This is a genomic window from Arthrobacter sp. SLBN-122, assembly GCF_006715165.1.
Taxonomy (GTDB): Bacteria; Actinomycetota; Actinomycetes; order Actinomycetales; family Micrococcaceae; genus Arthrobacter.
On sequence record NZ_VFMS01000001.1, the window covers coordinates 1,329,891 to 1,352,487 of the forward strand.

The 22,597-nt window shown below is 65.9% G+C and carries 21 protein-coding genes and 1 pseudogene; 13 read left to right on the forward strand and 9 right to left on the reverse strand.

What is annotated here, in order from left to right:
- The first annotated feature begins 119 nt into the window (after nt 1-119).
- Nucleotides 120-2,777: an exo-rhamnogalacturonan lyase family protein gene (locus tag FBY36_RS06265; RefSeq protein ID WP_235008739.1), complete on the forward strand. Its 2,658-nt coding sequence runs from the start codon at nt 120-122 to the stop codon at nt 2,775-2,777.
- A 176-nt stretch (nt 2,778-2,953) separates the two neighbouring features.
- Nucleotides 2,954-3,973: an SRPBCC family protein gene (locus FBY36_RS06270; protein ID WP_142117829.1), complete on the forward strand. Its 1,020-nt coding sequence runs from the start codon at nt 2,954-2,956 to the stop codon at nt 3,971-3,973.
- A gap of 73 nt (nt 3,974-4,046) precedes the next feature.
- Here the strand turns inward: FBY36_RS06270 and FBY36_RS06275 are convergent, their stop codons facing one another.
- On the reverse strand, nt 4,047-6,023 hold the full coding sequence (locus FBY36_RS06275) for a rhamnogalacturonan lyase (RefSeq protein WP_142122516.1): 1,977 nt from the start codon (nt 6,021-6,023) through the stop codon (nt 4,047-4,049).
- Nucleotides 6,024-6,344: 321 nt separating this feature from the next.
- Nucleotides 6,345-6,824, reverse strand: a complete 480-nt coding sequence (locus tag FBY36_RS06280; RefSeq protein WP_142117831.1) for an Lrp/AsnC family transcriptional regulator — start codon at nt 6,822-6,824, stop codon at nt 6,345-6,347.
- 83 nt (nt 6,825-6,907) lie between these two features.
- Here FBY36_RS06280 and hisC point away from each other — a divergent pair.
- The 3 genes and pseudogenes from hisC to FBY36_RS06295 form a co-directional block, all read left to right on the forward strand.
- A pseudogene (hisC, locus tag FBY36_RS06285) lies at nt 6,908-7,999 on the forward strand (histidinol-phosphate transaminase); the annotation flags it as partial.
- Nucleotides 8,000-8,079: 80 nt separating this feature from the next.
- A complete protein-coding gene (locus FBY36_RS06290) occupies nt 8,080-8,712 on the forward strand; it encodes a YitT family protein (RefSeq protein WP_142117833.1) in 633 nt (210 codons plus the stop codon).
- Nucleotides 8,713-8,782: 70 nt separating this feature from the next.
- Nucleotides 8,783-9,424: an NADPH-dependent F420 reductase gene (locus FBY36_RS06295; protein ID WP_142117835.1), complete on the forward strand. Its 642-nt coding sequence runs from the start codon at nt 8,783-8,785 to the stop codon at nt 9,422-9,424.
- Nucleotides 9,425-9,502: 78 nt separating this feature from the next.
- Here the strand turns inward: FBY36_RS06295 and FBY36_RS06300 are convergent, their stop codons facing one another.
- Complete coding sequence (locus tag FBY36_RS06300; RefSeq protein ID WP_142117837.1) at nt 9,503-10,420, reverse strand: hypothetical protein; 918 nt, start codon at nt 10,418-10,420, stop codon at nt 9,503-9,505.
- A gap of 156 nt (nt 10,421-10,576) precedes the next feature.
- Between FBY36_RS06300 and FBY36_RS06305 the strand changes: the two genes are divergently transcribed.
- Nucleotides 10,577-10,927 carry a hypothetical protein gene (locus FBY36_RS06305; RefSeq protein WP_018770711.1) on the forward strand — a complete coding sequence of 117 codons (351 nt, stop codon included), beginning with the start codon at nt 10,577-10,579 and terminating at the stop codon, nt 10,925-10,927.
- 67 nt (nt 10,928-10,994) lie between these two features.
- Here the strand turns inward: FBY36_RS06305 and FBY36_RS06310 are convergent, their stop codons facing one another.
- The 3 genes from FBY36_RS06310 to FBY36_RS06320 all read right to left on the reverse strand — a co-directional run bounded on the left by FBY36_RS06310 (nt 10,995) and on the right by FBY36_RS06320 (nt 13,202).
- Complete coding sequence (locus tag FBY36_RS06310; protein ID WP_142117839.1) at nt 10,995-11,927, reverse strand: threonine/serine dehydratase; 933 nt, start codon at nt 11,925-11,927, stop codon at nt 10,995-10,997.
- A gap of 3 nt (nt 11,928-11,930) precedes the next feature.
- The gene (locus tag FBY36_RS06315) at nt 11,931-12,194 is read right to left on the reverse strand and encodes a hypothetical protein (protein WP_142117841.1); all 264 of its coding nucleotides are present in this window, start codon (nt 12,192-12,194) and stop codon (nt 11,931-11,933) included.
- 69 nt (nt 12,195-12,263) lie between these two features.
- Entirely contained in the window at nt 12,264-13,202 is a 939-nt protein-coding gene (locus FBY36_RS06320; RefSeq protein WP_142117843.1) for a LysR family transcriptional regulator, read from the reverse strand.
- 240 nt (nt 13,203-13,442) lie between these two features.
- Between FBY36_RS06320 and FBY36_RS06325 the strand changes: the two genes are divergently transcribed.
- From FBY36_RS06325 to FBY36_RS06335, 3 genes are all read left to right on the forward strand, one after another.
- Entirely contained in the window at nt 13,443-14,561 is a 1,119-nt protein-coding gene (locus FBY36_RS06325) for a PrpF domain-containing protein (protein ID WP_142117845.1), read from the forward strand.
- A 10-nt stretch (nt 14,562-14,571) separates the two neighbouring features.
- Nucleotides 14,572-16,059: an SLC13 family permease gene (locus FBY36_RS06330; RefSeq protein ID WP_442858232.1), complete on the forward strand. Its 1,488-nt coding sequence runs from the start codon at nt 14,572-14,574 to the stop codon at nt 16,057-16,059.
- A gap of 168 nt (nt 16,060-16,227) precedes the next feature.
- Nucleotides 16,228-16,824, forward strand: coding sequence for an AAA family ATPase (locus tag FBY36_RS06335; RefSeq protein WP_142117847.1), 597 nt, complete (start codon nt 16,228-16,230; stop codon nt 16,822-16,824).
- Between the two features lie 82 nt (nt 16,825-16,906).
- On the opposite strand, the gene FBY36_RS06340 is transcribed toward FBY36_RS06335, so the two are convergent.
- Nucleotides 16,907-17,782, reverse strand: coding sequence for a hypothetical protein (locus FBY36_RS06340; RefSeq protein ID WP_235008740.1), 876 nt, complete (start codon nt 17,780-17,782; stop codon nt 16,907-16,909).
- 261 nt (nt 17,783-18,043) lie between these two features.
- On the opposite strand from FBY36_RS06340, the gene FBY36_RS06345 reads away from it, so the two are divergent.
- Nucleotides 18,044-18,796, forward strand: a complete 753-nt coding sequence (locus tag FBY36_RS06345; RefSeq protein WP_142117849.1) for a GntR family transcriptional regulator — start codon at nt 18,044-18,046, stop codon at nt 18,794-18,796.
- Between the two features lie 10 nt (nt 18,797-18,806).
- On the opposite strand, the gene FBY36_RS06350 is transcribed toward FBY36_RS06345, so the two are convergent.
- Together FBY36_RS06350 and FBY36_RS06355 are read right to left on the reverse strand one after the other, a co-directional pair.
- Nucleotides 18,807-19,265 carry a PTS sugar transporter subunit IIA gene (locus FBY36_RS06350; protein WP_142117851.1) on the reverse strand — a complete coding sequence of 153 codons (459 nt, stop codon included), beginning with the start codon at nt 19,263-19,265 and terminating at the stop codon, nt 18,807-18,809.
- Nucleotides 19,265-19,495, reverse strand: coding sequence for a glucose PTS transporter subunit EIIB (locus FBY36_RS06355; protein ID WP_050053469.1), 231 nt, complete (start codon nt 19,493-19,495; stop codon nt 19,265-19,267). Before FBY36_RS06355 ends, FBY36_RS06350 begins: the two co-directional genes overlap by 1 nt.
- Nucleotides 19,496-19,727: 232 nt before the next feature.
- Between FBY36_RS06355 and FBY36_RS06360 the strand changes: the two genes are divergently transcribed.
- Genes FBY36_RS06360 through FBY36_RS06370 form a run of 3 tightly spaced genes read left to right on the forward strand, consistent with a single transcriptional unit; the run spans nt 19,728 to nt 22,596 of the window.
- On the forward strand, nt 19,728-20,978 hold the full coding sequence (locus FBY36_RS06360) for a PTS transporter subunit EIIC (RefSeq protein WP_142117853.1): 1,251 nt from the start codon (nt 19,728-19,730) through the stop codon (nt 20,976-20,978).
- 56 nt (nt 20,979-21,034) lie between these two features.
- Nucleotides 21,035-21,814 carry a glucosamine-6-phosphate deaminase gene (gene nagB, locus FBY36_RS06365; protein ID WP_142117855.1) on the forward strand — a complete coding sequence of 260 codons (780 nt, stop codon included), beginning with the start codon at nt 21,035-21,037 and terminating at the stop codon, nt 21,812-21,814.
- Nucleotides 21,799-22,596, forward strand: a complete 798-nt coding sequence (locus FBY36_RS06370; RefSeq protein ID WP_235008741.1) for a copper homeostasis protein CutC — start codon at nt 21,799-21,801, stop codon at nt 22,594-22,596. Before nagB ends, FBY36_RS06370 begins: the two co-directional genes overlap by 16 nt.
- The last annotated feature ends 1 nt before the right edge of the window (nt 22,597 follow it).

The window sequence follows — 22,597 nt, forward strand, 5'->3', positions numbered from 1 at the left end:
TCCCGGCTTCCGCCTGTTAACACCCCCTTGCACCCACGCCACTGGTCTACTACGTTGTAGTTGAAATCGAGAAAGCGCTTTCCCGCTTTGATTGGGACTTCTTTGCGCAGCAATCACCAGTGGAATTGGATGACATGACGGACAGCACCCTCATCAGGTGGATCGATGGACAGGCACCGGCGGAAATCAGCGGCGGGACCACGTGGGGCATGCCGTTCCCGCGCGGGACCGTGCCCGGCGCGGAGGCCCTGGCTGTTGCCGACAGCAGCGGCACACCGGTTTCCAGCCAGGCCTGGCCATTGGCAACATGGCCGGACGGCTCCCTGAAGTGGGCGGGCATCGCGCTCCCGGCCACGGATACGCCGTCGGCCAGCTACCACCTGACGGCCGACGGCGGCACAGTCTTCACCGCCGGCCATCCGTCCCCGGGCGGTGGGTCCGTCACGGTCACCGAAAGTGCCGACGCGCTCACCGTGGACACCGGAGTCCTGCAGATGGTGATCCAGCGCAGCGGGTCCACCCTCTTCAGCAGCCTTTCCCGCGACGGGCGGGAAGTTGCCCGGGATGCCCGGCTGGTCAGCCTGCTGCAGGACAGCGTTTCCGAGGGTGCGGGAAGGGTTGACCGGAACGCCTTCACCGGCGGCGTCAACGCCGTCGTGCTGGAGCAAAGCGGTCCCGTGCGTGCCGTTGTGCGGCTTGAAGGCCACCACCGCCCGGACGTGCCGGAGAGCGGAAAGCGGGACTGGCTGCCGTTTGTTGTCCGCTTCTACTTCCACGCCAACTCCCGCAGCGTCCGGATGGTGCATTCGTTCATCTGGGACGGCGACGCGGACCGTGATTTCCTGGCCGGGCTGGGCGTCCGCTTCACCGTGCCGCTGGAGGCCGACCTGCATAACCGGCACATCCGGATCGCGGGCGCCGATGGAGGATTCCTCACCGAAGCGGTCCGCGGCCTTACCGGCTTGCGGCGGGATCCCGGCGAGGAGGTGCGGGACGCCCAGATCGCCGGCCGCCCCACTCCCCCGGCGGACAGCTGGAATCCCGAAGTCTCAAACCGCCTGCACCTGATCCCCACCTGGGGCGACTACACCCTTAGCCAGCTCAGTGCTGATGGATTCGAACTGCGCAAGCGCACTGCCGCCGGCCATGGGTGGGTGGGGATCTCCGGGGGCACCCGCGCCGGCGGTTTCTGCTCCCTGAGCGATACCCGGGGCGGCCTGGGCGTGGGGATCAAGGATTTCTGGCAGTCCCACCCGGGCCAGCTGGATATCCGCAGCGCCGGCACGGACGAAGCATCCCTGACCGCCTGGCTTTACTCCCCCGAGGCCCAGCCGATGGACCTGCGTTTCTACCATGACGGCCTGGGCCAGGACACGTTCGAGGAGCAGCTCGAGGGCCTGGAGATCACGTATGAGGACTACGAGCCGGGCTTCGGCAATCCCACCGGAATCGCCCGGACGCATGAGCTGACCCTGTTCGCCTACGAAGCGACCCCCACCACCGAAAGCCTCGCCGCCGACGCCGCCTCCGCTGCCGCTCCCGCGCTTCTGCAGGCCACACCGGAATACATGCACGCGGCGGGCGTCTTCGGCGACTGGGATCCGGTGGACCGCAGCACTCCGGCGCGGGCACGGCTGGAGGACCGGCTGGACTTCCTGTTCGATTTCTACGCCGGCCAGGTGGAACAGCGGCGCTGGTACGGCTTCTGGAACTACGGCGACGTGATGCACACCTACGACTTTGACCGGCACGTGTGGCGCTATGACGTGGGCGGCTACGCGTGGGACAACTCGGAGCTCTCCCCGGATCTGTGGCTCTGGTATTCCTACCTGCGCTCCGGCCGGGCGGATATCTTCCGCTCCGCCGAGGCCATGACACGGCACACGGGCGAGGTGGACGTCTACCACCTGGGCCCCTGGAAGGGCCTGGGTTCCCGGCATAATGTCCAGCATTGGGGCTGCAGCGCCAAGCAGCTGCGGATCAGCACACCCGCCTACCGCCGCTTCTACTACTACCTCACCGCTGACGAGCGCACCGGGGACCTGCTCACCGAGCTGGTGGACAGCGACCAGAACTTCCTGGGACTTGACCCGGTCCGCAAGGTCCGGCCCGATGCCGCCACCTACCGTCCCAACCGTGAAGCACTCGGCGTGGGCCTGGGGACGGACTGGGGCTCACTCGCCGCCACATGGCTGACGGACTGGGAACGTACCGGCAACCCGCGGTCCCGGGACCGGCTGCTGGGCACCATGGCGGACATCGGCGCACTCAAGTACGGATTCCTCACGGGTGAAGCGCTGTACCACCTGGACAAGGGCCGGTTCGACACGGGCCGGGAAATGATCTCGGTTTCCCACCTCAGCGCCGTGTTCGGCCTGGTGGAGATCTGCAGCGAACTGGTGGACCTGGTGGACGATCCGGAATTCGAGCGGGCGTGGCTGCAGTACTGCCGCCTCTTCCTGGCAACCAAAGAGGAACAGGTGGACGCCGTGGGCCAGCCGCTCGAGGGCATCTACCTCACCCAGGCACACAGCCGGTTGACGGCCTACGCGGCGGCGAAGCTGAATGATCCCCATCTGGCAGCGCGGGCGTGGCATAGCTTTGCCGAAGGCGGCGAACACCTGAACCACGAATCGGCCTTCACGCTCCGCAGGATCGCGCCGCCGCACGTGCTGCTGCCGGTGGACGAAGCGCCCACCGTCTCCACCAATGACACCGCCCAGTTCGGGCTGGCAGTCATCCAGAACCTGGCACTGGTGGGCCAGTACCTGGACTGACGCTGCCGGCCCCAAACAGACCGCGGCGGCGGCACCCACCCACGTGCCGCCGTCGCGGTTTTCCATGCCCGCTGAAGTGAGGCTCTGGAAACATCCGCACCCAAAAGGTATGTTGGTAAGCATGCTGATGATTTTTCCTACTCATCAGTTCCCGGTAGCAAAGCGAAGGAGACGTTATGAGCACGAAGGTGGAAAAACGCATTCTGGTGAACGTACCGGTGAGCACCGCTTATAACCAGTGGACGCAGTTCGAGGAGTTCCCGCACTTCATGGGCGGCGTCAAGAGCGTGACCCAGCTCAGTGATGACCGGCTGGAGTGGGTGGCCGAAATCGGCGGCGTCCGCAGGCAGTGGGAAGCCAAGATCCTGGAGCAGGTTCCGGACCGCAAGGTTGCCTGGGCCGCGACCGAAGGCGCCACGAACGCCGGGGCGGTGGAATTCGAGGACGTCGGAGGCGGTCAGACCTCCATCAAGCTGACCCTCGAATATGAGCCCGAAGGCCTGATCGAGAAGGTGGGCGACAAGCTCAATGTCGTGGACCGGCAGGCAGAATCAGACCTGCAGAAGTTCAAGGAATTCATCGAGGACGAAGGCTACGCGAGCGGCGCATGGCGGGGTTCCGTCAATCCCGGCGCCACGGTGGGCACGCCCGGTGTTGAGCATGCGGGCGCGTCCCTCGGTGATTCCGGCAAGGCCGGCGTCTCCGGCAAGGTTGCTGCCGGCGTGGGCATCGCAGCAGCGGCGGGCGCAGCAGCGGCCATGGCTGCAAGCGGCAACAAGGGAGACACGGCGGCCGCCGATGAAACGGTAACGCCGGTGGCTTCCGGCGAGCCGGCCACCGTCACCCCGATTACGACGGACACCACCACGGACACTTCATCCACCGGCACCGCCGGCGCAGTCCCGGCCGAGCCCCTCACCACCGGCGCCACCACCGGCAGCGCCTACCCGGGCACGGGGACAGCTGACACCACAACGGCAGGCACGACGTCGGCAGCCGGCTCTTCAGGCTCGGTCGCCGACCTGGATGACGGCAGGATCGGCCACCCGTTCGACCAGACCAACGGGCTGGTGGACGCCACGGGCGAGTCCGATGAAACGCTGGAGGGTGAGAACCTGAGTGCCGGCGAACGGCGCGAGGACGACCGCAACGACGGCGGCCTGCCGCCGGTCGGCGGCAACCTCGGCGGCCACTGACCGCCACCCGCAAAAGCAAGTGCCGCCCGCCTTCCCCCAAGGCGGGCGGCGCTTTGCCGTTATGCAGGGCGGTTTACTTGGTGCTTCCTGCGTAGAAAACGGCCGGCATGGCCGGGGTCTGCATGCCCTCGCCGATGAAGAAGCTCGGGTGCGGCGGCTGGTTGTAGCCCACTGTTTCGCGGGCTACCGCGGTCCGGTACATCGGGTCGTGCATCAGGGTGCGGAGCCGGATCTCCGTGGGTGAGGTGGTGGTGTAAACCCGCAGTTCGGTGCTGTCCGCGGACGGGAACACCAGCTCCTCGCGCCAGTCGCCCAGCAGGTCCGCCTGAAGTGACGGGTTTCCCTTGGTGTGGTTGTTGGTGCGGGCGCCGGTGGCCGTGAGGAGCCGGTCGCTGGTTTCGGTCTCCCAGTTCCATTTGGAGATGGTGGGTACGCCCACGCCGGCCTCGGCATTGAAGTCGTGGTCGACGATTTCCCGCAGCGGGTCGCCGTCCCACCACGCCATGAAGTTGGCGGCCGGGATCTTGTCCGAAATCCGCTCGCCCTTGGCGGACATCAGGAACCCGACGGGCGAGTTCCAGGCAGCGTCGCCGCCGACGGCCCAGCTTTCCGAGCCGGGGAAGCGGGGGTCGATGTCGCCGGTGGCGCCGCGGCCGGTGTCCTTGACGGCGGGAATGCTCCACAGCACCTCGCCCGTTGCGGCGTCACGGAAGGTGGCACCGCGGTTGCCACTGGCGGACATGCTCTCGTGCACGGCGAACGTCTCCAGGCCCGGGCGTGACGGATCAAGGTCGCCGGTGTGGATGGCGTCGCCGTGGCCCAGCTTGGTGTTGTACAGCGGGGTGCCGTCGTCGTCGATGGTCATGGAGCCGAAGACGAACTCGTCCTTGCCGTCCTGGTCCACGTCCGCCACGGAGAGGTTGTGGTTGCCCTGGCCTTTGTATTCGGCGCCGGCAACGTCGGAATCGAACTTCCACCGCTTGACCAGTTTGCCGTTGACCAGGTCGTAGGTGACCAGGACGGTGCGGGTGTAGTAGCCGCGGCTGAACATCATGGACGGGTGCTCGCCGTCGAGGTAGGCAACGCCTGCCAGGAAACGGTCCACGCGGTTTCCATAACTGTCTCCCCAGGCGGCAACGCTTCCACGGGGCGGGTCGTAGGGAACGGTGTCCATGATGGTGCCGCTGGCGCCGTTGAACACCGTGAGGTATTCCGGCCCGGAGAGGACGTAGCCGGCGCTGTTTCGGTAATCCGCGGCGGGGTCGCCGATGACCGTCCCTGCCGCATCGGTGGTGCCGTCCGCGGTCTTGAAGGCCACTTCCCCCTTGCCGTCGCCGTCAAAGTCGTAGGCCAGCATCTGCGTGTAGTGGGCTCCGGCACGGATGTTTCGGCCCAGGTCGATGCGCCACAGCTTGGTGCCGTCCATCTTGTAGGCATCGACGTATACGTTGCCGGTGTAGCCGGACTTGGAGTTGTCCTGCGCGTTGGAGGGGTTCCAGAGCTGGATGATTTCGTAGGCGCCATCGCCGTCCAGGTCCGCCACGGTCGAATCGTTGGCCGTGTAGGTGTACGGCTTACCGTCCTTGCTGACGCCATCAGCCGGCTTGTCCAGTTTGATGGGCAGGTAGTTCTGCGGCAGCGGGCTGAACTCCGCACTGAGCTTGTCCTGCCCATTGCCGTTGCCCACCGTCTTGATGACGTACTTCGAGGCGGCCGTTCCCGCCGGGTCCACATAGGTGGTGGTGCTGCGGATGGGCTCGTCGGTGATTTGGACGCCGTCGCGGATGACATGGAAGCCCACGCTGTCCTTGTCCAGGCCCAGCATCCGCCAGCCCAGGGTGACGCCCTGGTCCGTGAGCACTGCCACCGGGGCGCGGTCCAGGTTTTCCACCTGGCGCGTGGGTCCGGACACTGCCGGGGTTGGCTGGCCTGGATCAGCAGCGGCGAACGGGACACCGGTGAAAGCGAGCGCCGCTGCGGTGAGAGTGGCCGCGGCTGCGGCGGGCGCAGCCTTCCAGGCCCTGCCCGCTGGCGACTTCGGGGAACACATTGAGGGGTGTGCCAAAAGAACATCTCCTTTGATGCGGCGGCAGCTGAGTCTGCCGCACGACAGTTTTGTAACGTTTCATTCACGCAGCCGCACATGCCCTCAAAAGTGATTTCGAGGAGAGTTGGGCTGCGAGGAAACGCTTTCTGCCCTTCAGGTTTATCAGCGCCTGACAAAGTCCGTCAACAGTTTGACCGAAAGTTATTGGGAGAATTTGTTCTATTGCGTTTGCTTCTACGCCCCTTGGACGCCCGCTCACTCGGAACCCCTGGAGTGGGCGGGCGTTGCCAGAAAACGTGCCAAAGGTGAGCGGGCGTTGAGCCGCTATTTGCGTGTTGCCGCCTGCAGCAGCGGCAGGGTGCGGGTGGGCATGACCTCCACCAGGGACATGGCCGTGCTGGTGCGGACGACGCCGTCAATCGCCAGCATCGCGTTGGTGATGCGGTGGAGGTCGGCCGGGTCCTTCGCGGCCACCTTGGCGAGCAGGTCGGCGTCACCGGTGGTGGCATGCATCTCGATGATTTCCGGGATGGTCTGCAGCGCCGCCACGGCAATGTCACTCGAGGACTGGCTGATGGAAATGGAGATGAAGGCCAGCAGCGGCAGGCCCAACGCTTCCGTCCGCACCCGCTGGCTGAAGGGCGCCAGGCTCCCGTCGCTGGCAAGGCGGCGGAGCCGGGCGTGCACAGTATTCCGCGCCACGCCCAGCGTCCTTGAGAGGGACAGCACGGTGGCCTGCGGGTCCTGGTCGAGTGTGAGGAGGATCTCTGCATCAAGAGCATCGATGAGGTGCATACTAAGCATTTTGCCACCAGCGTCTTTCACAAAGGCCGGATCTGTCCTCCACCAAACAGTTGTGTTGCGCAAACGTCCTGAATCCGCGCACCATGCTGTCCATGACCAGCACCCTTCCCGAAGCCGCGGCACCCGAGGTCCGCGCCGCCGTCGCCCAGCTTCCCGCCTACGTGGCCGGCAAGAGCGCGCAGTCTGCCCTGACCGCGGCCCTGGCCTCGAATGAAAGCCATTTCACTCCCCTGCCATCTGTCATCGAAGCCATCTCAGCCGAGGCGGGCAGGATCCACCGGTACCCCAGCATGGGTGCGGTGGAGGCAAGGGATGCCATCGCCCGCCACTTCGGTGTCAGCGCCGGGGAAATTGCCGCCGGGCCGGGAAGCTCGGGTGTGCTGCAGCAGATCATCTCCGCCGTCTGCGGCCACGGCGACGAGGTGGTGTACGCGTGGCGTTCGTTCGAGGCCTACCCCATCCTGGTGGCAGTGGCAGGCGCCGTTTCAGTCCCCGTGCCGCTGCTGGCCAATGAACACCACGATCTGGACGCCATGGCCGCGGCCATCACCGACCGAACCCGCCTGGTAATCCTGTGTTCACCCAACAACCCCACGGGCGTGTCCATCAGTGAGGCCGCCCTGGAGGAGTTCCTCCGCTCGGTTCCGCCGCGCGTGCTGGTGGTGCTGGATGAGGCCTACATCGAGTTCCAGCGCGGGCCAGGCGTGAATTCGCTGGATTTCTACCGCCGCTACCCCAACCTGTGCATCCTGCGGACCTTCTCCAAGGCATACGGGCTCGCAGGCCTGCGGATCGGCTACGCCATCGCCCGCCCCGACATTGCGGAAGGCCTCCGCCGCACCGCCATCCCCTTCAGCGTCAACAGGATGGCGCAGGCGGCCGCGGTTGCCTCGCTGGCGGCCGGGGATGAGGTCCTTGAGCGGACCGAGGCGGTAGCCCGGGAGCGCACCCGGGTCGTCGAGGCGCTTCGGAGCTACGGCTGGGATGTGCCGGACAGCCAGGCCAACTTCTACTGGCTGCGTGCCGACGACGAACTGCGGGTGCGGCTGCTCGATGCATTGGCAGACGCCGACATCCTGGTGCGCGGCTACGCCGTGGACGGAGTACGCATCACCCTGGCCGATGAAGCCACCAACGATCGTGTCCTTGCTGTCCTGGCCGACCGGTCGCGGTTCCTGCGCGGGGCGGGCATGGCCCAGCGAGTACCTCCACAGAAGCACCTGCTGCCGCAACCCCTGCTGCCCCCGCCCCGCATATGGAAGGGCCGACGGCGGCACCTTCAGCGCCGCCGTCGGCCGTCCGTCATTCCATGGTTGAGGACGTCCTGGGCATCGGGACGGGGGCGTTCGCCGCGTCGCTGGGACTGTTCCTGCTCAAATCCAGCGGGGCGGTGACCGGCGGTACCGCCGGCTTGGCGCTGCTGCTCAGCTATTCGGCCCCGCTGCCGTTCGGCGTCCTCTTCTTTACGGTGAACCTTCCGTTCTTCGCCCTGGCGGTGTGGAAGAAGGGCTGGAACTTCGCCCTCCGCACCGGCGCCGCCATCGCCCTTGTCTCGGTGATGGCCAGCCTGCACCCTGCAGCCCTGGGGTCCCTGCATATCGACCCGGCGTACGGCGTGCTGGGCGGAAATCTGCTCGCCGGCGTCGGCCTCCTGATCCTGTTCCGGCACCAGTCCAGCCTGGGCGGTTTCAACATCCTGGCCCTTCTGCTGCAGGAAAAGCTGAAATGGCGGGCCGGGTATGTGCAGATGGTGCTGGACGTAGCCATCGTCCTGGCATCGCTCATCCTCGTGACGCCGCTGATGGTGCTGCTGTCCGCCGCCGGCGCCACTCTCCTGAACCTGATCATTGCCCTGAACCACCGGCCCGGCCGCTACCTGGGAAAGTAGGCAGGCGGCCGGGCATTTATTCCCCGCAGGCGGCTGAAATATCTGCGCGGGGACCTGCGTTGGCGCCCATATGACAACAATCGGAATCATCGGTGCAGGACATATTGGAAGCCAGGTTGCACGGAAGGCCGTGGAACTGGGCTACGACGTAGTCATCAGCAACTCCCGGGGCCCGCAAACCCTCCAGGACCTGGTTTCCGAGCTGGGCCCCAACGCCCGGGCGGCAACGGCAGCTGAAGCGGCAGCCGCCGGGGACTTCGCCGTGGTCACGGTGCCATTCAAGAACTACAAGGACGTTCCCGTGGAGCCGCTCGCGGGCAAGATTGTGATTGACACCAACAACTACTACTGGGAGCGGGACGGCAGGATCCCCGCCCTGGACAATGGTGAAGCAACCACCTCGGGCCTGCTGCAGGAGCACCTGCCCCAGTCCAAGGTGGCCAAGGGCTTCAACCACATCATGGCCAAGGACATCACCACCGACGGAACTCCGGCCGGCACCGAAAACCGGCGTGCGCTGGCCACCGCCAGCAATTACCCCGAAGCCGCGGAGCTGGTGACCCGCCTCTACGACGAATTCGGCTTCGACACCGTGGACGTCGGGCCGCTGTCCGAGAGCTGGCGCGTCGAGCGGGACCGCCCCGCCTACGTGAAGCGGCAGAACGCCCTGGAGCTGAAGGACAACCTGGCCAAGGCGCCACGGACCGTCTGATCCGTCCCACTCAAAACTTTCGTCCCACCCCAAACTGGCTGGCAGTTCCCACTGCCAGCCAGTTTTGTGTTTTCGGCACTACTTCCAGGCGGGTACCAGCACCACTTCGAACGGGCTCGGCGGCTGGTTGAACTGGGCATTGACCGCAGCGAGGGTGCCCTCCCCGAACAGGGCCACGGTGGTGGGGATATTGAATGCGCCGCTCTTGATGATGTTCCTGACCTCGGCGGAGGACAGGTCACTGGAAAGATCCAGGCGCGTTATCTGGTTCAGCTGGTTCTGGACCGCCCATACGTTGTCGCCGCGCACCAGGATGCCGTCCACAAACGGTACGCTGGCGCCCTTGATCGCGGTGCTTTCCCCGGTCTTGGGGTTGACCGTGTACAGGGCTCCGTTCATGGAGTGGGCCACGATCAGCACTTTGCCGTCCTCGGAGGCGGCGATGCCGTTGAGGTTGAATCCCTGCGTGAGCTCTGCCGCCGGGCCGCTCAGCTTAAGGGTCTCCACCTTGCCCAGCTCGCCGTGTTCGCCCACGGGCAGGAAGTAGAGTTCCGCCGCCGCTGAATTGGTGAACCAGGCTCCATCGCCGGTGAGGGTGACGTCGTTGATGAACCCTTTGCCCAGCTGGAAGTCGGCAACGGGCTTGCCGGTTTCGGTGCTGTAAACGAACGCCTTGCCGGTGGCTCCCCCTGCCACAAACAGCAACCCGTTGCAGGGATCGGCCTTCATCCCCACGGCGGCGCGGCCGGCGGGAGCGTCGATGAAGCGGGTGACAGTGCCCTTGCGGATATCGCCGCGGAAAATGTCACCGGTAGTGAGTTCACCTGCGTAGAAAGTCTTGCCTTCCCCTGCCGCGATGCCCTCAGCGGAGGTTGCGCCGTCGAGCACTATCTCCCTGGGATCCGGGGCGGCCAGCGCCGGAAGGGCGGTGGGAAGAAGCAATGAAAATGAGGCCACGAGCCCGGCGGCGGCACGGCGGCGTACTGTTTGGCGCATGCTGGTTCCTTAGTCTGGGTCGATGCGCGCGGGGCCCATCTGCGGAAGCTCCGCACGATTGGTGCTGCCAGTTTAAGCGCCGGTATTGGGCTTGCGAAGGCATGGGGCTACCCAATCTGCTTACAATCGAAACCTCTGACCACTACTGAGGGACCCATGAAGAAATTCGCCACAGCCCTGTTTGCCGCCGGCCTCGTTGCTTCCGCCACGGCCTGCTCCGCCACGCACCAACTGTCCACCGCTGAAACCTGCGAGCGGATCCAGGCCGTTGTGTCGAACCCCGCCAACAACGCCGGCAAGACGGGCATGAACAACCTCGCCAACCAGATCCGCCCCATCCACGCGGTTGCCTCGGACGATCTCAAGCCCGCCCTGGCCTCGATCCTTGCGTACACGGACGAGCAGGCCAAGGAAAACCCGGACAAGGACAAGCTGGCCGATCTCCAGTCCGGCTACCAGGAGGCAGGCAGCACGTACAGCAAGTTCTGCGGCCAGGCCGGCGGCTAAACAATCCGTTTACAAAGGGGACCAGCCGCCTGCGGACAGGCGGCCGGTCCCCTTTTCGCGTCCGTGCCTACAGCGTGGCCGGATCCGTGTTGGCGCCGCACAGGATGACCGCAACGCGTTCATCCTTCCGCGGCACGTAGGCGCCGGAGGTCAGCGCGGCGTAGGCAGCTGCGGCGCCGTGCTCCACCACTATCCGGTAGTCGTTCCACAGCGCGGAACGCGCGGCAATGATCTGTTCGTCGGTCACCAGGACGCTTTCGACGCCGCAGCGGACCGCCACGGAGAATCCAATGTCGCCTATGCGCCGGGCACCCAGGGAGTCCGCCGCCACTCCCGATACCGCTACGTCCACCGGTTCCCCCGCCGCCAGGGCAGCGTGCAGGGTGGGGGCCGTTTCGGGCTCAACGGCCACGACTTTGGCAAAGCCTTCGACCGCGGCAGCTACTCCCGCCATCAGCCCCCCGCCGCCCACGGCCACCAACACGGTGCCCACGTCCGGCACCTGTTCCAGTAACTCGGAGCCAACGGTCCCGGCACCCGCGGCGATTTCCGGCTGGTCATAGGCATGGCAGTAGATGGCGCCGGTCTCCTCCGCGTGCACGACGGCGGCCTGGTAGGCGGCCGCGTACTCTGCACCGCCCTGGATCACGGTGGCGCCGATGGCCTTCAGTTTGCTCACTTTGACTGGCGGAGCTGCTTCCGGCACGAAGACGGTTGCGGGCACCCCGAGCTGCCTGGCCGCATAGGCGTTGGCCAGGCCAGCGTTTCCGCCGGACGCCACCACAACGCCCACGTCCGCCCGCAATTCGCCCCGCTCCTTGCTGGCCAGGATCCGGTTGAGTGCGCCGCGTGCCTTGAACGTGCCCGTGTGCTGCATGAATTCGCATTTGAACCAGACCTGGCCCTTGACGGCGCCCGGGTCCGCCTCCATGACGGGGGTCCTGCGGATGAGGCCCGCGGTCCGCTGTGCGGCCTGGTCAACGTCGGCGCGGGTGATCATCCGTCAGACTTCGTCATCCCACGTGCCGGGCTCCTTAAGCGCGTCTTCCGGCTCGGGCTCCCGGGCCGCTTCTTCGCCGCCCACGTATGAGGCCGGGACCGTGCCCGCAGCGTGTGCCTGCTGTTCCTCCCGGATGTTCGATGCACCCGGCTGTTCCGGGTGCATGCCGGCCTGCGGCGCCTCTTTGGCTTCGCTCCTGGCCTCGTCCGGGTCGCCCGGTCCGCGAAGGTCTGCGGTGTTCTGGGGATCGTCGCTGGAAACGGTCATGGTCCTGCCTTTCACCTGGGAACTGCTGTGCAACCGGCCGGGTAACCCCGCCGGCTTCCAGCCTACGGTCTACAGGTAGTCGCCGGCCCGTTCCCGCGCGATTTCCAGCAGGGTTGAGTGGAAGGCAACCTCCGCCGGGGCGTACACCTTGTCCTGCCGCTGCGCCAGCAGCACCCTGCGCAGCGGTGCAGCCTCGCCCAGGCTCAGTACCCGCACGTCGGGATGCTGCAGTGCCACCGCAGTCTTGGGGACCATGGCCACCCCCATCCCGACGCTCACCATCGCCTGGGCCTCCTGGTAATCGTTCGCCTGGAACGCAATCACCGGTTCGAAACCGGCGTCATGGGCGGAGCGCTGAAGCACCTCCACTACCGGGTGCGCCTCCGCCCGCACAATCCACGACTCGGTGCGAAGATCCTCCATGCTGACCTCCTCCCGGTCCGCCAGCCGGTGTCCCCGGGCCACCAGGACAACCGTGCTCTCACGGAAGACTTCCGTGACGCGGATGGCCTCGTCGTGAAAGGGATTCCAGGGGTAGTCCCAGAGCAGGCACAGCCCGGTAACCCCGGATTCGAGGTCCGCTACGAGTTCGTCGAAGCGGGCGCTGCGGAGGGACAGGCCGATTGCGGGGTAACGCTTCTTGAAGGCGCGGATGACGAGGGGCAGGAAGGATCCCGCCAGCGTTGGAAAGGTACCTACAGTCAGGGATCCGCGGTTCAGTCCAGCCAGCTGGTTCAGGTCGGACTGCGCCGCCCGCATCTGGCGCACGATCTTGCGTGCGTGGCCGGCCAGCATCTGTCCTGCTTCGGTGGGCACCACGCCACGGGAACGGCGGTTCAACAACGGCTGGCCCACCTCCTGCTCCAGCTTCCGGAGCTGCTGGGACACAGCCGACGGGCTGTACATCTTCAGCTCGGCTGCCGCGGTGATGGAGCCCTGCTCCACCACCTCCAGCAGCAGGGCGAGCCGCCGGATGTCGAATAAATTGTCCTCTTCTTCGTGAAGCAACGCTTAACCCTTCTGAGGATTCGATTCATTGGCTGAAGTGGCCCGCGTAAAAGCTGTTCGTTGCCGGACTTTTCCAGCCGCGAGGGCACACACTGCCACTCCGTTCACCGTATATTTCAAGTGATTGAAGCAATACTACAGACCTCTTCAACTATTGAACATTGTCTTAACTTGTGATCTGGCTCATTCTCGATTCAGGCGCCACAACGAAGATCAGGCACAAGGAGATGTGGGACGACAATGAGGTTTGAAGCGGAATGGATGCGCGGGGGCACCAGCAAGTGCTGGGTCTTCGAGGCCGGGCACCTTCAGGAGGGCGGCGCCAGCCTGGATGTGCTGCTGCCGCGGCTGTACGGGAGTCCCGACTCCCGGCAGATTGACGGCGTGGGCGGGGCCACGTCCACCACCAGCAAGGCCGTGATCCTGCATCGGCCCGCGGGGGAGGGCGTGGATATCGAGTTCACCTTTGCGCAGGTAGGCATAGAAGAGGCCACCGTTGATTGGGGCAGCAACTGCGGAAACTGCTCGGCAGTAGTCGGCCTGTACGCCATCGAGAAGGGGTGGGTGGTTCCCGTCGGCGACGTCACCCGCGTTGTCACGAGGAACACGAACACCGGACAGATCATCGTCCAGCGTGTGGCCACTCCGTCCGGGGAACTGCCGGACGTACCGTCTGCCCACATGCCCGGCGTACCGTTTGCGGGCCACCTGGTGGGCCTGGGTTTCCAGGACCCCGCCGGGAAGACCACCGGAGCCCTGCTGCCGACCGGTGCCGCAACCGACACCATTACTGCCGGCGGGACGCGTTGGACAGTCTCCATGGTGGATGCCGGAGCCCCGGTGGTGATGGTCCAGGCTTCTGAACTCGGGCTGGACCCGTCCCGCTACGAAACCTGGCAGTCCGGCATCGAACAACAACTCGACGTCCTGGAACAGATCCGGCGGCAGGCAGCCGTGCGGATGGGGCTGGCTCCCACCATCGCCGGTGCGGCCCGCGCCATCCCCAAGCTCGCCGTCGTCGGACCTCCCGTTGACAGGGACCCGGACTGCGATGTCAACGTCATGATGCTTTCGATGGGCAAGCCGCACCCCGCGCTGGCCATCACCGGGAGCATCGCCCTGACACTGGCCGCCCGGACGCCGGGAACCATACTGCACGCCTTTGCTGGCGACTCCCTTGGCGCCACGCTGCGCCTCCGCACCCCGGCCGGGGTGATCGAGACGTGGACCGAAGCCCACGACGGAAGCCTGCTCGTCGGCGTCGACCGCACGGCCCGCACCATTGCCACCACCATCATCCATCTCCCCGAGGTCTCCGGCAGCGCCGCCGCTGCAGCCCTCGCGGGCGCTACCCTCTGAGGAGACCGTCATGACCAAGACTGCCCAAACAGAAGAAACGCAGACCAAAGACGTACTAACCCAAAGCGCGCAGCCCAAGGCAGCGCCTGTACCGGAAACGCTGGATGGGCGCCCCTCGCGCGCTTCCTCCCGGCGTCGTCGTATCCTGCTGTGGGTGGTGGCCGGCCTGGCCATCCTGGGTGTGATCGCCCTCGTTGTCGGCGGCATCTTCAACCAGGGAGCCGCCACGGACCCGGAGCCGACCATGACCGCTGTCCAGATCATCCCGCTGGTGATCCTCGTGGTGATGTTCGTCGTGGCCACCAAATGGCCGTTGAACATCGGCGTGATGGGGCTCGTGGCGTCCTTCGGCGTCGGCTATTTCATGCTGGGGATGTCCGATAAGCAGATCCTTGAAGAGTTCCCTGCCAGCATCGTCCTGACCATCATCGGCGTGACGTACTTCTTCAGCATGGCCCAGCGGAACGGCACCATCGACATCATCGTCAAGGGCTGCGTGCGTATGGTCCGCGGCAAGACGCTGCTGCTGCCGTGGGTGTTCTTCCTGATCGCCGCCGCATTGACCTCGCTCGGAACGTTCTCCCCCGCCGCCATCGCACTGCTGGCACCGGCCGCCATTGGATTCGCGTACGAATCGCGCATCCACCCAGTGGTCATGGGCGCCTTCATCATCAACGGTGCACATGCCGGTGGCTTCTCCCCACTGTCCGTGGCCGGCGTACTGGTCCACGACATCGCGGTGAAGAATGACTTCCCGATTTCCCAGGGTGGCTTGTTCATCGCCAGCTTCGCCCTGAACCTGATCCTGTCGGTGCTGACCATCGTCCTGTTCGCCCTGATCGGCAAGCTGCGCGACGGCAGCGGGCAGCACATGGACATCGATACGTCCTCCACCGGCCGCCCGCACGGCCAGCAGATCCTGACGCTGGCGCTGATCGCGGCAATGCTGGTGTGCACCCTCGGCTTCCACATGCCCATCGGCTTCGTGGCCCTCTCCGCCGGCCTGCTGCTCGCCTTCATCAACATCAAGGAACACAAGACCTTCATCGGTGGCATCTCCTGGTCCACCGTCCTGCTGGTGGCCGGCATGATCACCTACGTGTCCCTGCTGCAGCACGTGGGCGTTATCGACACCCTGGCCGAGCAGGCACTGGCCCTGGGCGCTCCGCTGCTGATCGCGCTGGTCCTCTGCTACGTGATCGGTGTTGGCTCCGCCTTCGCGTCGTCCACCGCCCTGCTCACCGCGTTCATCCCGCTGGCCGGCCCTCTCCTGGCCACCAGCTCGCTCAGCGCCTCCGGAACCGTGGCCGCCCTGGCCATCGCCGCCACCGTCGTCGACGTCTCCCCCTTCTCCACGGACGGTGCGCTGGTTGTGGCCAACGCGCGCGACGACGACCGGCAGCGCGTCTACAAGCAGCTGATGTTCTACGCAGGCGGCGTGGTGCTGGTAGCCCCCGCCCTGGCCTGGGCATTGCTGGTGCCCACCGGCATCATGTAGTTCTTCTTTCATAACCGGGCGGCCCGTCAGCATCTGCTGGCGGGCCGCTTGGCTGTTCCCTTTATTTCCGCCCGTCTCCCCTGATCCTGTCTCCCAGCTGTGAATTACGGCTTACCCGGGACGTTGTGCGCGCCCGCGGCGTTAAACGGAGCGGCGGAAGGAGGCCGGATGATCATTGTGCTGACGGGAATCGACGGATCGGGAAAGTCGACGGCGGCCCGCGCCTTGGTCTCGTCGGTGCGGGCGCAGGGCGGCAGGGCGCTGCTCCTGAGCAACCATGCGGGTCGGCGGGTCATGTCCCTGCTGGCCGCCAGGCTGGGAGTGCGCCTGCCCGCCAAACCGGCTGACGCCGTCGAGACCGCCCTCCGGGTGGGCAACGTCCTGGTCTCGCACCTGCGCGCCGGCCGCTTCGACGGCCTGGTGGTCATGGACCGGCACCTGCACTGCCAGCTGGCGCTGCGTTCCGCCAATGGACTGCCGCGCGGGCGGTTCCTGCCTTGGCTGCTGGCCCGCCTGCTGCAGCCGGACGCCGTCTTCCACCTGGCCATCGAGCCCGCCGAGGCACACCGCCGCATCGTTTCGCGCGGAACTGATTCCGAGAGCCTTGGCGATCTCGCAGCGTTCCACGCGGGGTACCGGGAACTGCCGGAGTACGCGGGGTTCGTGAAGGTGGACGCCTCCGTCCCGAAAGAGCAGTTGATGGCGGAGCTGTTCTCGCGGCTGGCCACCGTCGGCGTGGATACAGACCCCGCATTATCCGGCTAGACGCCTTGTTCTTAAAGAAAGGGGCGGGCCAGGACAGTTATGTCCTGGCCCGCCCCTTTCAAACGTTGCGGAGTGGGTGCCGCTACCGCGATGCCGTGGGAGAGGCCGACGACGAGGAGCCGCTGCCGGAGGACATCGTCGCCGACGAGGTGGACGAGGCAGTGGACGAGGCCGAGCTGCTCGGCGAGGATGTGCTTGCCGCACCGGCGGAACTGTTGGCGGTGGCGCTGGAGGTCGCGCTGCTTTCAGCCTTCTTCAACACGTCGTTGATGAGGTCCTCAAGCTCCTTCTGGTCCTGGTCGCCCAGGTCCGTGCCGCTCTTGGTGGCAACCACCAAAAGGCGGCCTTCGGCAGCGGAAACCTGCATCAGCTTCTGCTGGTCGTCGCCGCTGCGGGTGCTGACCGTGGCGAAGGTCATTTCAGCGTCAGTGTCCGCCTTCAGCTCCTGGCTGGAAACGTCGTACTTCTGGCCCAGCGCGGAGACCGAGAATTTGGCGCACTGGTTCATCTTGCCGCTGATGTCGCTCAGCGTCTTGACGGCGTCCGTGCCCTCGCTGCCGGACTGGGCGGACAGCGTGCGCGGCTGGTTGCCTTCGGAGAGCGCCACGGCCACGTCGCCGCTTTCCACCTTGTCCAGCAGGCCGGCGGTGGCAATGTCCTTGCAGTCCTTGGGATCAATGGTTGCCGTGCTCATCAGCAGGTTGGCGATGTTACCGCCCTGGTCAACCTGTTCCTTGGAGTAGAGCTTGAGTTCGTTCCCGCCGGCGTCCTTCTTGCCCGAGATGAGGTTGCGGAGCTCATCCTCCGAATACGCCTTGGCGTTCGCGGTCTGGGTGGGGGAAGGGGTCGCGGATGTGGTCGTGCTTGACGGGGTGGCAGTACCGCCGCCTCCTCCCGTGCAGCCGGCCAAGGCCAGCATCGCCGCAGTCACCACTCCAAGCGCAGAAACTTTTCGCATCAGGATCAACCTCCGAAATAGACAGCATGCTTAGTAGTTCTAAGCGTAAAGGGTGATGGGCGGGGACGGAAATAACAGAACGGTTTCAAAACAGGCGTGATGGCTGGGGTGGCCGCAGGTCAGGCGGGGGAATGCCCCGATGGTGGGCTGACGCCCGGCCCGGCAACAAAGGTGGCCTGGCGGCGCCGACAGCCCCCGCCTATGGAATAATCCAAGCAGGTGGTCCGTACCGGACTGATCCAGCAGCAGGAGGGGCCTCAATTGTCCGCCATATCAAGGGGCGCCGCCGGAGCGGCGGCCATGGCCATCAATAACACCCAGGTCCCCAAGCACGAGCAGCTGCGGCTGATCATACTCAAGCTCGCCAAAGAGGAACTGGAGCCCGGAGCCCGGCTTCCCAGCGAGCGGACGCTCATGGACTCTTACGGTGTAAGCCGCATCACAGTCCGCGCTGCCATCGGCCGCCTGGTCAATGAGGGGCACCTGGTCCGGGTTCCGGCGAAGGGTACCTTCGTGGCGGATTCCGCAGTGCAGTCAACGCTCCACCTGGCCTCGTTCACGCAGGAAATGGAGGCGATGGGACACGTGCCCAGCACGGTGGTGCTGGTGGCCGAGGCGGGCACTGCCCCCACGGATACGGCCGAGGCGCTCAGCCTGCCACCGAGCTCAGAGGCCATCCACTTGAAGCGCCTCCGCCTTGCAGACGGCCGGCCGGTCAGCGTGGATGACGCCTGGTACAACCCCGAGCATGCCCGCGGACTTCTGGATATCGACCTGACAGGCTCGGTTTACAAAGCCCTCGCCGCGCAGTTCGGGCACCAGATCGACAGGGCCCGGCAGAGCGTGAGGTCCGAGGGCGCCCCCGCGGATGTGGGGGCGCTCCTCGGAACCGGCACAGGGGCGCCGGTGCTGGCCTTCGACCGGGTGTCCTATTCAGGGCCCCTTGCCATCGAACATTCCCGCTCGTGGTACCGCTCCGACCGCTACTCCCTGAACATGGAAGTCCGGCTCTAGAAACAAACCCCTAGTCCAGCGAGAACAGCTCCTGGCCGGCGGTGACAGTGCCGGCTCCAGTGAGCGTTGCCACGTCCGGCTTCGTGTCGAGGACGACGACGGGACTCACCATCGAGTAACCGGCCGCGAGGGCGGCGGTGGGATCGACGCGCATGACGGCAGCGCCGGCGTCGACAGTGTCGCCTTGGGCAATCAGCAGCTTAAAGCCATCGCCTTTGAGCTTGACCGTGTCGATGCCCACATGGGTGAGCACACCGCGCCCTGAGGACTCAACCACTACAAAGGCATGTGGCAGCAGCTTGATCACCTTTCCCGCGACCGGGGAGACGACGTCGAACATCTCGCCTGCCGGCGGTTCCACTGCGGCGCCGGAACCCACCATCTGGCCGGCGAAAACAGGGTCGGGGACTTCGGCAAGGGGAACTACGGTACCGGCGATGGGTGCCAGCACCACCAGGGACTGTGCCACTAGAGGAGGTCCTCGATGTCTTCGGCCAGGGTGTCGGCCTCGGGGCCAACGATGACTTGGACAGCCGTGCCGGAGGCCAGCACGCCGTGGGCTCCGGCGGCCTTCAGGGAGGCCTCGTTCACGAGGGAACCATCCTTAACCTCAGTGCGAAGGCGGGTAATGCAGGCTTCAATCTCCACGATGTTGCCGGCTCCGCCCAGTCCTTCAATGATCTTTTCTGCTTTGGACATGGCTGCCCTTTCTGACGGTGCCCGCTCGGAGCACTGCTTCCTCACCGGGGCCGGCGGCCCAAGTGCGACCAATTATGGCTTCCACCACCGGCCATTTTGAATGGCCCGGCAGAATTTCCCATTGCCTTGACAGGCGCTCGTGGGATGGATCACACTGAACTGGTCATAACCAGACAGTACCGGCTGGAACCCCTCCTTTACAAGCCCCACCAGAACCCGCAAAGGTGCAACCATGTCAACATCCGAGACCGCCGCCTTGGCTCCCGAAAAGAAGCCAAACAAGGCGTTTGCCACACTGCAGCGCCTGGGCCGCACCCTGATGCTGCCCATCGCTGTTCTTCCCGCCGCAGGCATCCTGCTGCGCATTGGCCAGGCCGACCTGCTTGGGGCCATCCCTGGATTTGAAGGCGGCGCCGCCGTCATTTCCGCAGCCGGCAATGCCGTTTTCACTTGGCTGCCGCTCATTTTTGCAGTGGGCATCGCCATCGGCTGGGCCAAGAAGGCCGATGGTTCCACTGCTTTGGCCGCCGTCGTGGGCTACATGGTGATCGACGGCGTCTTCAAGGCCATGTCCCCGCTGGTCCTGGCCGGACAGGTTGATCCGGCCGGAAAGCAAGCAATGATCAACTACGGCGTCCTGGCCGGCATTGTGGTGGGCCTGCTCTCCGCCACACTGTGGCAGCGGTTCTACCGCACAAAACTGCCGGACTTCCTTGGCTTCTTCAGCGGCCGCCGCTTGGTGCCCATCCTGACCTCCGTCTCCAGCCTGGTAGCCGGCGTCGTCCTGGCCTTGGCCTACCCCCTTTTCAACGCCGGCCTTTCCGCGGTGGGCCAGGCCGTGGCCAGCAACGCTGTTGCCGGCGGCGGCATCTACGGCTTCGCAAACCGCATGCTGATCCCCGCCGGCCTGCACCACATCCTGAACTCCGGCGTTTGGTTCCTTATCGGCGACTACACCGACGCCTCGGGCCACCTGGTCCGCGGTGACCTCAACCGCTTCTTCGCCGGGGACCCCAGCGCGGGCATCTTCATGACCGGTTTCTTCCCCATCATGATGTTCGGCCTGCCTGCAGCAGCACTTGCCATTTGGCGGCACGCCAAGCCCTCGCAGAAGAAAATCGTGGGCGGCATCATGCTCTCCACCGCGCTGACCGCTTTCTTCACCGGCATCACCGAACCGCTTGAGTACTCCTTTATGTTCGTGGCCTTCCCGCTCTACATCGTCCACGCCGCCCTGACCGGAACGTCCATGGCGCTGGTCAACGCGCTGGGAATCCATCACGGGTTCACGTTCTCTGCAGGCCTGATCGACTTCGTCCTCAACTTCGGCAAATCACAGAACGGCTGGCTGCTCATCCCCATAGGACTGGGCTACGCCGCGATCTACTACTTCCTCTTCTCCTTCGTCATCAAGCACTGGAACCTGCGCACCCCTGGCCGCGAGGACGACGAAGTCACCGTGGAGACCGACGCCGCCAAGTAGCGTCACGCGCCTTCATCCTCATCTCCCGCAACTGCAACCGGAAGCACCCAGACCGCATGGAAATCATCATTCTCCCCACCCCTGCCGAGGTCGCCCGCGCGGCCGCGGACGCCGTCGAGGACCAGGTCCGCCGCGGCCCGTCCGTCCTGGGCCTGGCCACCGGGTCCACGCCACTGGGCACCTACCAGGAACTTATCGAACGGCACCGCAGAAGCGGCCTGAGCTTCGCAGAGGCCCAGGCGTTCCTGCTGGACGAATACGTGGGACTGTCCGCCGGGCATCCGCAGTCATACCACTCGGTCATCCGCGAGGAATTCACGGCAAGCGTGGACTTCGGCGCCGACGCGGTGCATGGCCTGGACGGCATGGCGGAAGACCTGCAGGCCGAGGCAGAGCAGTACGAGGCGCGGATTGCAGCTGCGGGAGGGGTGGATCTCCAGATCCTTGGCATCGGCACGGACGGGCACGTGGGCTTCAACGAACCGATGTCCTCGCTCGGCTCGCGCACCCGGATCAAGACCCTTACCCGCCAGACGCGCCAGGACAACGCCCGTTTCTTCGACTCCGCGGACGCCGTCCCGGACCACGTGCTGACCCAGGGGCTGGGCACCATCCGCGAAGCCCGGCACCTGCTGCTGCTCGCCATGGGCGAGGCCAAGGCCGAGGCCATCGCGGCCGCCGTCGAGGGCCCTGTCGCCGCCAACTGCCCCGCGTCGGCGCTCCAGCTGCACCCGCACGTCTCGGTCCTGGTGGACGAGGCCGCAGCCTCGCGGCTGACCCACCGGGACTACTACACGGACACCTTCGGACGGAAGCCGGCGTGGCAGGGGCTCTGAGCATGGGCCAGGGCACACCCGCTGCTGTCCGCCGCCCGCAGCTGGAACTTGCCGTGGAAAACGGCGACGGCGTCCGGCTGGCCGCCGCCGTGGGCGCGGCCCGGGTTGAACTTTGCGCCGCCCTGGCGGAGACGGAGGGCATCACGCCAAGCATCGGCACCATCGAGCAGGCGTGCGGGCTGGGCCTTCCCGTCCACGTCCTGGTGCGTCCGCGGCCGGGCAACTTCACCTATTCACCCGGCGAGCTCGATGTCATTGAGCGCGATGCCGCTGCGGCTTTGGGTGCCGGAGCCGCGGGCGTGGTGGTAGGTGTCCTGGCATCGGACGGCGGCCCGGATGTTCAGGCACTCCGGCGCGTCGTGGCAGCAGCGCGGGCCGTGAGGCCGGACGCCGAAGTCACGTTCCACCGCGCGTTCGACGCAGCCCTGGCCGCCGGCCTGGACCCCGCCGAGGCGCTCTCCCGGCTGGAGGAGGCCGGGGTGGACCGGGTCCTCACCAGCGGTGGTGGCCTCGACTGCGCAGCAGGGTTGGAGATGCTTGGCAGGATTGTGAAGCAGGGACGCCGGAGTGCTCCCTCGGTCCAGATCATGGCAGGCGGGGGTGTCACCCTGGCGCTGGTACCGTCGCTCCTTGAAGCGGGAGTCCATGCCGTGCACACCTCGGCGCGGCCCCGGTACGGGGGCGGGGACCGGGCTGGCGCCGCAGACCACGGCCTGGCCGCCCGCATGGCTGCCGCCGTGTCCGCCGTGCCGCTGATGCAACCGACGAACGAAGGACAGTAAA